Annotated in this window: 10 protein-coding genes; 4 read left to right on the top strand and 6 right to left on the bottom strand. The window is 55.8% G+C overall.

All coding sequences use genetic code 11. The features are described 5' to 3' along the window. Window positions 1-8: 8 nt before the first annotated feature. The 3 genes from HMPREF0733_RS10890 to HMPREF0733_RS02525 form a co-directional block, all read right to left on the bottom strand. Entirely contained in the window at window positions 9-401 is a 393-nt protein-coding gene (locus tag HMPREF0733_RS10890) for a winged helix-turn-helix transcriptional regulator (protein WP_013397813.1), read from the bottom strand. Window positions 402-519: 118 nt separating this feature from the next. Continuing rightward, window positions 520-3,117 (bottom strand): ATP-dependent chaperone ClpB, encoded by a 2,598-nt coding sequence (gene clpB / locus HMPREF0733_RS02520; RefSeq protein WP_013397814.1) that lies wholly within the window; start codon window positions 3,115-3,117, stop codon window positions 520-522. A 224-nt stretch (window positions 3,118-3,341) separates the two neighbouring features. Beyond that, a complete protein-coding gene (locus tag HMPREF0733_RS02525) occupies window positions 3,342-3,941 on the bottom strand; it encodes a hypothetical protein (protein WP_013397815.1) in 600 nt (199 codons plus the stop codon). Between the two features lie 178 nt (window positions 3,942-4,119). Here HMPREF0733_RS02525 and HMPREF0733_RS02530 point away from each other — a divergent pair, with 178 nt between their 5' ends. The 3 genes from HMPREF0733_RS02530 (at window position 4,120) to HMPREF0733_RS02540 (ending at window position 6,255) form a co-directional block, all read left to right on the top strand. Continuing rightward, window positions 4,120-4,797 (top strand): SDR family oxidoreductase, encoded by a 678-nt coding sequence (locus tag HMPREF0733_RS02530; protein WP_013397816.1) that lies wholly within the window; start codon window positions 4,120-4,122, stop codon window positions 4,795-4,797. Between the two features lie 22 nt (window positions 4,798-4,819). Next, a complete protein-coding gene (locus tag HMPREF0733_RS02535; RefSeq protein ID WP_013397817.1) occupies window positions 4,820-5,476 on the top strand; it encodes an HAD family hydrolase in 657 nt (218 codons plus the stop codon). Window positions 5,477-5,754: 278 nt separating this feature from the next. Further along, complete coding sequence (locus HMPREF0733_RS02540; RefSeq protein ID WP_013397818.1) at window positions 5,755-6,255, top strand: Dps family protein; 501 nt, start codon at window positions 5,755-5,757, stop codon at window positions 6,253-6,255. A gap of 75 nt (window positions 6,256-6,330) precedes the next feature. Here HMPREF0733_RS02540 and HMPREF0733_RS02545 read toward each other — a convergent pair whose 3' ends face one another. Next, on the bottom strand, window positions 6,331-8,577 hold the full coding sequence (locus HMPREF0733_RS02545; RefSeq protein WP_013397819.1) for an MMPL family transporter: 2,247 nt from the start codon (window positions 8,575-8,577) through the stop codon (window positions 6,331-6,333). Between the two features lie 328 nt (window positions 8,578-8,905). Here HMPREF0733_RS02545 and HMPREF0733_RS02550 point away from each other — a divergent pair, with 328 nt between their 5' ends. Continuing rightward, the gene (locus tag HMPREF0733_RS02550; protein WP_013397820.1) at window positions 8,906-10,114 is read left to right on the top strand and encodes a VIT1/CCC1 transporter family protein; all 1,209 of its coding nucleotides are present in this window, start codon (window positions 8,906-8,908) and stop codon (window positions 10,112-10,114) included. 380 nt (window positions 10,115-10,494) lie between these two features. On the opposite strand, the gene sucD is transcribed toward HMPREF0733_RS02550, so the two are convergent. Together sucD and sucC are read right to left on the bottom strand one after the other, a co-directional pair. Then, window positions 10,495-11,412: a succinate--CoA ligase subunit alpha gene (sucD, locus tag HMPREF0733_RS02555; protein ID WP_004005553.1), complete on the bottom strand. Its 918-nt coding sequence runs from the start codon at window positions 11,410-11,412 to the stop codon at window positions 10,495-10,497. 29 nt (window positions 11,413-11,441) lie between these two features. Beyond that, the gene (sucC, locus tag HMPREF0733_RS02560; protein ID WP_004005554.1) at window positions 11,442-12,608 is read right to left on the bottom strand and encodes an ADP-forming succinate--CoA ligase subunit beta; all 1,167 of its coding nucleotides are present in this window, start codon (window positions 12,606-12,608) and stop codon (window positions 11,442-11,444) included. Window positions 12,609-12,712 lie beyond the last annotated feature (104 nt).

Genomic DNA, 12,712 nt, shown 5'->3' on the forward strand with positions numbered 1-12,712 from the left:
TTCTGCCGCTATGTCGTTGTATCGTACACGTCTTGTGCGTCAAGTACTTCTTGTTTATGAGCCTCAGACCATTGGCGAAGAACCCGTAAAGGCTCAATTAGGGTTTCGCCCAATGGGGTAAGTTTATATTCCACAGTAACGGGTACGGTAGGAAAAATAGTCCTGCTTACCAAACCGTCACGTTCTAGTGTTCGGAGGTTCTGAGTCAGCACTTTCTGCGTTATGCCGGTGATGCTACGCTTCAACTCTGAAAAACGTTGAGGCCCCTGCTGCAGACGCCCAATAATAAGTGCACTCCATTTATCCGCGATCCTATCGAGAATATGTCGGCACGGACAGTTCTTATTGTAAACGTCAGCGTTATTCTCACAGCATTTTGAAATATCTAGAAGCTTATGCAAACAGGCGTATCGGCCCTTAGCTCTGCAAGCACGAACTACTCCGGAAGTGGAAAGTTGCAGCGGGAGCGTAATTTACGCTCCCGCTGCAACTTAGCATTCTATTTTGCGCTGTGAAGAGTTAGTCGTCACGCTTGGAGGTCACTGACAGACCGTCCATTGCAACATCCGGGTTCACATCCACCTCTACGGTGTCGCCATCGTGGATAGCGCCCGAGAGGATGCCCTTCGCCAGACGGTCGCCGATCTCGCGCTGTACCAGGCGGCGCAGCGGGCGGGCACCGAAGGCCGGATCGTACCCTGCCAAGCCCAGCCACTCCAGGGCGGCGGGGGTAACATCCAGGGTCAGGCGGCGGTCGGTCAGACGCTTGCCCATGCCCTGAATCTGCAGGTTCACAATCTGCCCCAGATGCTCGGAAGAGAGCGGCTCAAACATGATGATGTCATCCAGACGGTTCAGGAACTCGGGACGGAACGCCTGGTGAACCACCTGCATCGCCTTCTCGGTACGCTCCTCAAACGGCATCTCCTGATCGACCAGATACTGGGAACCCAGGTTCGAGGTCAGAATCAGAATCACGTTGCGGAAGTCCACGGTGCGGCCCTGACCGTCGGTCAGACGACCGTCATCGAGCACCTGCAGCAGAATATCGAAGACCTCGGGGTGGGCCTTCTCAACCTCGTCCAGCAGCACCACGGAGTAGGGGCGACGGCGCACAGCCTCGGTCAGCTGACCGCCTTCTTCATGCCCCACATATCCGGGAGGCGCACCCACCAGGCGGGAAACGCTGTGCTTCTCGCCGTACTCACTCATGTCGATGCGCACTAGGGCGTGCTCGTCGTCAAACTGGAACTCCGCCAGAGCCTTCGCAAGTTCGGTCTTACCCACACCGGTCGGTCCCAGGAACAGGAAGGAACCAATCGGGCGGTTCGGGTCGGAAATTCCGGCGCGGGCGCGGCGAACCGCATCCGCCACAGCAACCACGGCGGCTTCCTGACCGATCAGGCGTTCACCGATGCGCTTCTCCATCTCCAGCAGCTTCTCGGATTCGCCCTGAAGCATGCGCCCGGCGGGAATGCCCGTCCAGGAAGAGATAACCTCGGCAATGTCGTCAGCCGTGACCTCTTCAGAGACCATAGCCTCGCCATGAGCCTCAGTTTCGGCGCGCTGAGCTTCTTCCAGTTCCTTCTCCTTGGCGGGAATTTCGCCGTAGAGCAGGCGGGATGCATCCGCCAGGTTACCCTCACGCTGTGCTACCTCGGCACGCGAGCGCAGCTCGTCGATTTCGCTCTTGAGATCGCCCACGCGGTTCAGACCGGCCTTTTCGGCTTCCCAGCGGGCGTTGAGCGCATCCAGCTGTTCTTTCTTATCAGCCATGTCTTTGCGCAGCGCCGCCAAGCGTTCCTTCGACGCCGGGTCGGTCTCGTTCTTGAGGGCCAGTTCTTCCATAGTCAGACGGTCTACGGCGCGGCGCAGCTGGTCGATTTCCTCGGGAGCCGAGTCGATCTCCATGCGCAGGCGCGATGCGGCCTCATCCACCAGGTCGATCGCCTTATCGGGCAGCTGACGTGAGGGAATGTACCTATTTGAAAGAGCTGCGGCGGCGACTAGAGCGGCATCTGAGATTTGCACCTTATGGTGCGCCTCGTAGCGTTCCTTGAGCCCACGCAGAATACCGATGGTGTCATCAACACTAGGCTCACCCACGTACACCTGCTGGAAACGACGTTCCAGAGCGGGGTCTTTCTCAATGTTCTCGCGGAACTCGTCGAGCGTGGTAGCGCCAATCATGCGCAGCTCGCCGCGCGCCAGCATGGGCTTGAGCATATTGCCCGCATCCATGGAACCTTCGGATGCACCCGCACCAACCACGGTATGCATCTCATCGATAAAGGTGACGATCTGACCTTCGGATTTCTTAATTTCTTCGAGCACGGCCTTGAGGCGTTCCTCGAATTCGCCGCGGTATTTAGCGCCCGCAACCATGGACCCAAGGTCAAGGCTGATCAGGGTTTTACCGCGCAGGGATTCGGGGACGTCGCCAGAGACCATGCGCTGAGCCAACCCTTCGACCACGGCGGTTTTACCGACGCCGGGTTCACCAATGAGCACGGGGTTGTTCTTGGTGCGCCGTGAGAGCACCTGCACCACGCGGCGGATTTCGGAGTCTCGGCCGATCACGGGGTCGAGCTTGCCTTCGCGGGCGAGCGCGGTCAGGTCGGTACCGTACTTTTCAAGGGCCTGGAAGGTGCCTTCGGGGTCCGGGGTATCCACGGTGCGGTCTCCTCGTACTTGGGGAATGGTCTCTTCGATAACTTTGGCAGTTGCGCCCAGGTTTTCAAGTGCGCGAGCGGTATCGCTATCGCCGCTTGCGATACCCAGCAGCAGCATTTCGGTGGAGATGTAGGTGTCGCCGAATTTCTGAGCGTGGGTCTGCGCACTCTGAATAGCGGCAAGGGCGCTGCGGCTGAAGTTTGCGTTCTGCACCGATGCGCCAGATGCCTTCGGCAGCTTCTTAATCTCTGCGGATGCGGCTTCCGAAATGGCATCAATGTCGAGTCCTGCGGCCTTGAGAACCGCTACGGCAACGCCTTCTCGTTGATCCATCAGTGCTTTGAGGATGTGCGCAGGTTCGATGCTGGGATTACCCGCTGTCTGCGCGTTCATATTAGCGGCGGAGAGCGCTTCTTGGCTCTTGGTTGTGAATTTTGCGTCCATAAATCTTATCCTTTCGCGTCTTGTGCGGGGCGCATCCTGCGCCTTCTTTTTACAGCTAACTTGAGTCTACTACACTCAATGTTTGGATGCAAGGGGCTACTGCCGATTTTCGGGACCAAAATTCAGCACTAAAAAGGCTCTTTATGTGAATAAAGCGGTGAAAAATACGCTTTATTCACATAAAGAGCCTTTTTAGGGCGCGGGTGAGAGGATCAGACTAGGTCTCAGTCCAAGAAGTCATACGGGCTTTGTTGTCGCGCCTGCTCCTCCAAAACCTCGTCGGTAACACCCTGCTGTATGCGCGCCGAGCGCCTATTGGCGTTGAAAGCGATCACGGCGGCGGTAATAGCCATGGCAAAGGTCAAAATTCCGAAGGTATTCCCGAATCCTGCACCGTAGCCCACATAATCGGCACCCGCAAGCGCGCCAATTCCCGACACCGGCACCCCGGCACGGTAATCGGGAATGAACATCCCAAAGAGAAAAGCGAGCACCCAGCAGGCCCACACGGAAAATACGAATCCCCAGGATGCACCAACCCGCAAGTGCTCGCCTCCGTCAACGCGACGATGCGCATCACGAAACATCCACCACGCACCCAGGCACAGAATCACGGCGAGCGCGGGACCGAATGAGATAGCAAAAATAGGCACGAGATCCCCGGCGGCACCGAAGAGGGCACGGCCGACGGTAATCCAGGCGGCAGAAACAAACGCCATGGGGTAGGCGGCATAGAGGGTTGCAACCTGTATGACGGCAAGTGTGCGTGCGGCTAATGAGTTCGCGTGCGGGTGCGATCCGGCGTGCTCTGATTTTTCGTTCACTGTGCCATCTTAAACGGTTTGTGCCCCAGGCTGGGGCAGCACTCACCATGTCAGCGGGCTTTCTGCGGTAAATCCCGCATAAACCTAAACTTAAACCAAAAACTTTATTGTTATACTGAGCACCTCGGGCGCTTGCGGGTGCCCATACCAACCACAGCGATAAATATTGGGAGCCTACATGAAAATACTGGCTTTAGGAGCAAGCGGTCGCACTGGAAGCCTTTTCACCCGCAAAGCGTTAGAGGAGGGACACACGGTCACCGCCTATGTGCGTAACCCCGATAAGACGGTGGAGCTTTTGGGGGAACACCAGAACCTCATGGTTGTCCCCGGTGCCCTGAACGATTCTGAGCGGCTCGCCACAATTTCTTCCGGACAGGATGTAATGGTTAGCATCCTGGGGCAGAAAGCTACGGTACGAGAGTTTCTATCGACCAAATTCATGCAGAAGCGCCTGCCGCTCATTATGGATTCGGTAGTGGGTGCGGGTGTGAAGCACTGCGTTATTATGAGCGCCTACGGAGTGGGCGATACGCTGCGGAGCGCATCTTTTTTCATGCGTGTAGGGTGCAAGATCATGATGCGCAGCATTTTTACGGATCGCGCAAAGGCCGACGCGATGGTTGCTAAGTATCAGCCGTATATTTCGCGGGTGCATCCGGGTCTGCTGACAGATAAGCCTGGCAAGGGTGGGGTCAAGGTGTTTGATGTGGCGAGTGTTGCGCGAGTTCCGGGTATTCCAATGATTGCTCGTGAAGATGTTGCTGATGCTCTGCTCAGTATTGCGGGAAACCCACTGAACGCGGGGACAGATTTTTTGGTGACGATTGATGACGTTGTCCTACGGGCTACCTAGAAATGCCCGGTAGGCTTAAACTATGACGAATAATTCTTCTTTTCCCGCCGCAATTCTTTTCGACCATGACGGCACGCTTGTGGATACCGAGCCGGTGTGGGCTGCCGCGAAGGTTGCTCTTGCGGCCGAGTTCGGCGGCACCTGGACCGAGCAGGATACCCTGGATTGTCTGGGGCTTTCTATGAAATTTACGCTTGACCGCCTGCGTGAACGCGGGGTTGATCTGCCGGATGAGCAGATTAATGAGCACCTGGTTGCCAAGGTTCGTGAGGCACTGGCGCATCAGCAGGTGGAGTTTCTGCCCGGTATTGAGCGTTTCCTGACCCAAGTGCGTGATGCCCAGATTCCAGCGGCAATTGTTACGAATGCGACTACGTCGATCGCTCAGCGTACAGCCGATGCCGCCCCGGAAGGAACGTTCTCGGTCATTATTGGCAACGATGAGACGACGCATCCAAAGCCGGATCCGCAGCCATACCTTTTGGCTGCGCAGCGTTTGGGGGTTGAGCCTAGCCGGTGTGTGGCGCTTGAGGATTCGCCCTCCGGGGTGCGCAGCGCGACGGCGGCGGGCATGAAAGTAATTGTAGTGCCGGGCGAGCTTGAGGTTCCCGCCGAGCTGGGGAATGCCCGCATGTTACATACCGAGTTAACGTTGGATGCGGTGCGCGCCTTAGGGTAATAGCCACCCGACTTTCGCGTTCTTCACCGTATTCACAATGATAGTTTGTTGATGGTGCAGGGTTGTGGCGGGGTATGCTAAGCCTTATCTGGGCTATTTTTTAGCGTTGTCAGAACCGCATCCAAAGCCACCCTTATTATGAATTACTAAAAATAAACTTGACTCCGGGGCGTAAAAATGATTTACTAAGGATAACGCTTTTGTGGGGAAATAGCGGGTGAGAATCCCCCGCCGTCTACCCCTTGAAGCAGCATCTACGCACTAAGAAGGAGTCTCACATGACATTCGCACAATACACCGCACCCGGTCTTACTCTTGACGAAGGCAAAGAAATTTCCGAGGTTCTGCAGGCTCGTCTGCACGACCTTAACGAACTGCATCTTTCCCTGAAGCACGCACACTGGAACGTAACCGGCCCCGACTTCATCGCCGTGCACGAAATGATTGACCCGCAGGTCGATACCGTTCGCAACTTCGTGGACGACATCGCAGAACGTATGGCAACCTTGGGTGCAACCCCCAATGGTCTCGCCGGTGCGCTGGTCGCAGCACGCAACCACGAGGATTACCCCGTAGGCCGCGCTCGCGTGACCGAGCACCTGCATGCCCTCAACGACGTCTACACCCGCGTGATCGAAGACCATCGCAAGGCTATCGAGTTCGCCGGTAAAGTTGATCCCATTACCGAGGATCTGCTGATCGGTCAGACCGCTGAGCTTGAGAAGTTCCAGTGGTTCGTTCGCGCATTCCTAGAGAACAGCGCAGGCGAAATCAAGTAATCCGCACACAGGATTTTAGAACGAAAGGCGCCGTCTCCCCTACGCGGGAGGCGGCACCTTTATATCTCTTCGCTCTCAAGAACGGGGCAGCATTTCATAGGACGTTTTGATACCCTGCCCAATATTTTTCGATGGCCACCAAAGGAACCTGCGGCACACCATCAACAGCGCGGGCAGGAATACCAGGCGAACCACAGTTGCATCCAAAAGCACCGCAAAAGCAAGGCCAATACCAATCTGTTTCATCTCAATGAAAGAAAGCCCACCAAAGACGCAGAATACCGCGATCATAATAACAGCGGCACTCGTAATAACGCCTGCTGTACGGGTAATGCCTTCACGAATCGCATCTTGGGTAGAATACCCTGCCGCAGCGAACTCGCGAATACGGCTTACCACCAAAATATGATAATCAAGAGATAGACCTGAAAGAATGACAAACAGCATCAGAGGAATCCAAGACACCACATGTCCGGTGGATGTAAATCCTAGAAGGTTTTCTGCCCATGTCCCTTGAAAAATAGCCGTCACTGCACCAAAAGCAGCCAAAGTTGAGGCAAGGTTCAACACGATCGTGATTCCGGCCAATGGTATAGACCGATAAGCCCCAAACATAAAGATGAATGTTACCCCAATAACGATTCCAACCACCCACGGGATTTTTGACGATAGGTTTTGCGTGTAATCCATTCCAGACGCAATATCGCCGCCAACCGCCCAGCGAGAGACTCCTAATGATGGTGCAACGTCGGAACGCAACCGGTTTACCGCTTGATGCGCTTGCGCAGAGTCTGACGTATGTTTTACCGCGATATCGACAACCGCTGTACGTTGGTCTGCCGAGGTCCATGTGTTCGATACTCCCGCATAGGTTTGAGTGTCCTCACCCGCATGTTGAGTAACTTTATCCACTGCCTGCCGCACCTGTTCCGGTTCGCCTTCCAGCACCACATTGGCGCTGCTTTTACTGCCGGGAAATGCCTCGCGTATATCATCCAAAGCCTGCATAGACGACAAATACCTTGGATAATCATCTACAGTCGTCATTTTAAGGCTCATGGATGCTGCAGGAGCCGCCAGCGCTCCAAACAAAACCGCCATAATCGCTAATGCCACCCACGGATAACGGCTTACCGGCCCGATAATCCGATGGGCGAGCTTACTTCCCCCGGTTCCTTGCGAAAGTCGCCATACGAAAGGCACTCGCGGACGATCTACCGCACCGCGCAGCAACATTAAGAGTGCGGGAAGTACCGTTAGGGATGACATCATCGCAACCAGCACAACCAAGATTGCACCAATGGCAGCACCCGTTGATAGCACATCTTGAACTAGCAGCAGACCGGCCATTGATAAACATACTGCGATTCCAGAAACTAATACTGAATGCCCTGCCGTCTCTGCTGCAATATGCGTGGCTTCTAACCGTTGATGCCCGACGGTGCGTTCCTCTCGAAAGCGACGCACATAGAACAGAGAATAATCGACACCAACAGCCATACCGATTAGCAAGATAACGTGCGAAATTAGCCCCTGATCCGGGAATACCTGTGAAGCGACTGCCCACAGTCCAGTAGCAGAAAATACTGAGGCTAGTCCCACCAGCAGGGGTAGCCCCGCTACAATCCAGGCCCCAAACACTATGAGGAGAATAATAAGTGTAATGGGTAATGTCACCACAGTAGCGTGGTTAAGGTCCTCGCCTAGCCAGGTCTGAAAATCTGAATTAATGGTTGCGTTACCGGTGTTAACAGTCGTGTACTCTGAATGATGCGAAGAGAAATCTGATACTGCAGAGTGCACGCCCTCAACACGCTCTGAGGCGGTATCTGGATTTCCTTCGATGGAAGCAGTTATCAATACTGACTTTCCGTCTTCAGAAGGTACAGGATCTTTAACACTCTCCACGTGGGATGCAGTACCTAACTGACGATGCAGGTCTTCGATCGCGACCCCATCCTGTTCCTCACTGATTTCCGCGCCATCAGAACGTTTGAGGAGTACATTTTCTTCAGCAGCGTTATGTTTACCAGCGTCCCGTGCCATAACAGCTGCTTCGCGGGATTGACCGTTCAACGAGTCTACTTCGCCCGCCATTCGAGTGGGGATCAGGGTACTTAGGGATACGGTTAAACCGATCAACAGTACCCAGACCAAAAGCGCCCATATAGGACGCCTTGCACTCCACAACGCAACCCCACGAATGATGCCGCCGTGCGAAGAACCAACCGCATGAAGATTTGAAGAATTTATTTCACTCGGTTCCCCACTGGGATACCTGGCTGAAGAACCTGAATTATTTTTCTTACCATACAGTCGCATGATGTCTCCTTTCATAGGGGTCTAGATATAAATTCCCTTGGAGATCTGCAGTTATCTCGCAGTTATTAATTAGAAGTCAGATTTTTCTAGAAAACATGGGTGCTGGCACCACTCTTAGACCTAGGGTGAGACTGAGAAAGTTATTGTTATACCGAGAGTGGCGAGGAATTGCAGATAGAACGGCGCCCCTTCATCCGCGACTTTTACAATGCGATCTCAACCTAGATGTTCGACGCAGCGAACATAAAAGCACCGGCACCTTTTCCTAGATTTTCGAGGACGAACCCCCTATGCTGGTGAGTTGCACACCAATCTACCCGGGATATCTATGACATCGGCCGAACCGCATAAAACTCAGAGCGAGCATCTTCTCACCGCCCAAACTGAGGGGGCTCGCACCGCATCCGAAGATTCTTCCCCGGCAGTCGGGCACATACCGGCGCGGCACCAGCCCGTCACCCAGCCAAGTGACACGCAGATCCGGCGGTGGCGGCGCTATCTCGCCGATGAAGAGTCGGAGGCGCGCATCTACCGCTACCTGGCCCAGCGCGCCGAAGGTAAAGACCGCGAGATTCTGATGCAGGTTGCCGAGGCTGAGAAACGCCACCAACAGCACTGGCGCGATATGCTCGGCGAACATGCTGGCAAGCCCTCACGCCCCTCACTGTCTTCGGCGATTTTGCAGTTCCTTGCGCGGCATTTCGGGTCGGTTTTTATTCTGGCGATGGCTCAGCGGGCCGAATCCCGCTCCCCCTACGCCGAAGATCCGGATGCCACCGAAGAAATGGCGGCTGACGAGGCTATTCACGAAGAAATCATCCGCGCCCTGGCCACTAACGGGCGTGAAAAGCTCTCGGGTAACTTCCGCGCGGCGGTGTTCGGCGCGAACGACGGGCTGGTCTCGAATCTGGCGCTGACGATCGGTATTACGGCCTCGGGCGCATCCAGCTCTATGGTGCTGCTTTCGGGGGTTGCCGGGCTGCTCGCGGGCGCGCTGTCTATGGCGGCGGGCGAGTTCGTTTCGGTGCGTTCCCAGCGTGAACTTTTGGATGCATCCCAGCCGACCCAGGTGACCTTGCGCGTGGCGGGCGACCTTGATATTGATGCGAACGAGCTTGAGCTCATCTACCGGGCGCGCGGCATGGATGAGGAGGCGGCGCATCACCGCGCGCTGGAACGTTTCGGGTACCTCGACTGCGATTGCGACCCGTCACTGTCGCATCGTGCAGATGAAGAGGGCGAGGAAGAGAACGTAGCACTCGGTACGGATATTGGCGCGGCGGCGGCATCGTTTAGCTTCTTCGCATCCGGGGCGCTCGTGCCGATTCTGCCCTATATTTTCGGGATTTCCGGCGTCTGGGCGATGGTGCTTTCGCTCCTGTTCGTCGCCATGGCGCTGGGCTTCACCGGCGGTATTGTGGGTCTGCTCTCAGGGTCTTCCCCGATGCGCCGCGGACTGCGCCAAATCCTGATCGGACTGGGCGCAGCGGGCATCACCTACCTGCTGGGTCTAGCCTTCGGCACCACGCTGGGGTAGGTCTATTCCGCTCTATACTTTCTCTACGCCAGCGGCGTTGCCCTTTTGCAATACACGAAATGCCACGCATATGACGTGGCATCCGGAACCGGCGCATCCAAGCCGTCTTTCAGCTTTAGCTACTTGCATATCAGGTCATCGGCTATACAGCATTGCGCAAAGAGTAACCATAATAGAGAGACTATTGATCTCCAATGGTTCTTTGTTTTATATTCCCTCGCAAGCCCAATAGAAAAACTCCTGCCGTTGGCACTCTCCCGATAGTGGAGGGCCGTTGACAGGAGCGAATTAGTACTTTGATTATATATGAATCCCCGGCGGCGCAAACATAATGCTCGCACCGCCGGGGGTCTTATTAGCTGCCCGAACCGGGCGGAATGCTACTTGTTGGCGAAGATTTCGCGCATCAAATTAGCGGCCTCAGAAGGGGTCTTGCCAACCTTCACGCCGGCAGCCTCCAGAGCCTCTTTCTTCGCCTGAGCGGTGCCCGAAGAACCTGAGACGATCGCACCCGCGTGGCCCATAGTCTTGCCCTCGGGAGCGGTGAAACCAGCCACGTAACCGACCACAGGCTTGGTGACGTTCGCCTTGATGTACTCGGCGGCACGCTCCTCCGCATCGCCACCAATCTCACCAATCATCACGATACCCTCGGTCTCCGGGTCAGCCTCGAAAGCCTCCAGAGCGTCAATATGGGTGGTGCCAATAATCGGATCGCCGCCAATACCGATAGCGGTGGTGAACCCAATGTCGGCGAGCTCGAACATCATCTGGTAAGTGAGGGTACCCGACTTAGAGACAAGACCGATCTTGCCCTTACCGGTAATATTCGCCGGAGTAATACCAACCAGGCACTCCTCAGGGGTGATAATACCGGGGCAGTTCGGCCCAATAATGCGAGTAATCTGCTTGCCATTCTCGTCCACCGAAGCCTTCGCGGCAGCCCAGAACTCGGCGGTATCCTGCACCGGAACTCCCTCAGTAATGACGACGACCAGACCGATCTTAGCCTCAATAGCCTCAAGCACGGCGGCCTTGGTGAAGGCGGGCGGCACGAAAACAATCGAAACGTCCGCACCGGTTTCGGCAATAGCCTCGGCAACGGTACCGAAGACCTTCAGCTCAACATCGGAGCCGTCCTTTGCCTTGTGGGTAACGGTGGTGCCAGCCTTGCGGGCATTCACGCCGCCCACAATGTTCGTGCCGGCTGCGAGCATACGAGCGGTGTGCTTGGTGCCTTCGCCGCCGGTGATGCCCTGAACGATGACCTTAGAGTCTTTGTTCACAAAGATAGACATAGTTTTTCCTATAAATCCTTCGGTGGCGATTACGCCTTGTTAGCGAGCTCTGCTGCCTTGTCGGCGCCTGAATCCATGGTGGTTGCCTGCACCACGAGCGGGTGATTTGCCTCAGAGAGGATGCGGCGGCCTTCCTCCACGTTATTGCCGTCCAACCGCACCACAAGCGGCTTAGTTGCGGAATCGCCCAGAATCTCAAGCGCCTTCACAATGCCCTCAGCCACGGCATCGCACGAGGTGATACCGCCGAAGACGTTCACGAAAACGCTCTTAACCTGCTCATCGCCCAGAATAATCTCAAGACCCGCAGCCATGACCTCAGCGGATGCGCCGCCACCGATATCGAGGAAGTTGGCGGGCTTCACGTTGCCGTGCTTTTCGCCAGCGTATGCCACAACATCCAGAGTAGACATCACCAGACCGGCGCCGTTACCGACAACGCCAACTTCGCCATCGAGCTTCACATAGTTCAGGTCGTGCTGCTTAGCCTTAGCTTCCAGCGGGTTTTCGGCGGATTTATCGACAAGCGCCACGTGATCGGGCTGGCGGAATTCCGCGTTATCGTCGAGAGAGACCTTGCCGTCAAGAGCCAGAATATCGCCTTCGGGAGTCTGCACAAGGGGGTTAACCTCAACAAGGGTTGCGTCTTCCTTATTGAAGACATCGCCCAGCTTCACGAGAACCTCAACCACCTTGGGCTGCAGTTCAGCAGAGAACCCGGCGGCCTCAACAATCTCCTGTGCCTTAGCGGAGTCGATACCCACCAGCGGGTCTACCTCAACCTTGGCGAGAGCCTCGGGGCGTTCAGCGGCGAGCTGCTCAATTTCCATGCCGCCCTCTACCGAACACATGGCAAGGTACGAACGGTTTGCACGGTCAAGCAGAATCGAGAAATAGTATTCTTCAGCAATGTCAGCACCCTGTGCGACCAGCACGCGGTGAACGGTGTGACCCTTGATATCCATACCAAGAATCTGCTGAGCGTACTCGTATGCCTCGTCAGGGTTTTTAGCGAGCTTCACGCCGCCAGCCTTACCGCGGCCACCGGTCTTAACCTGAGCCTTAATGACGGTCAGGCCGCCGATTTCCTCAGCTGCTGCCTTTGCTTCTTCGGGAGTGGTCGCAACAATACCCTTGAGCACGGGTACACCGTGCTTTGCGAAGAGATCGCGCGCCTGGTATTCGAAAAGGTCCACAGGTGTCCTTCTTCGTCGAAGTGATGCCGCCGCATGGGGTGCGACGGCCTGGTCTCATGAGGTTCATACGATGCGCCCTGGCACCCGCGCGGGCGCGCGAAAAC

Origin of the sequence: Rothia dentocariosa ATCC 17931 (assembly GCF_000164695.2) — a bacterium.
Classification (GTDB): Bacteria; Actinomycetota; Actinomycetes; order Actinomycetales; family Micrococcaceae; genus Rothia; species Rothia dentocariosa.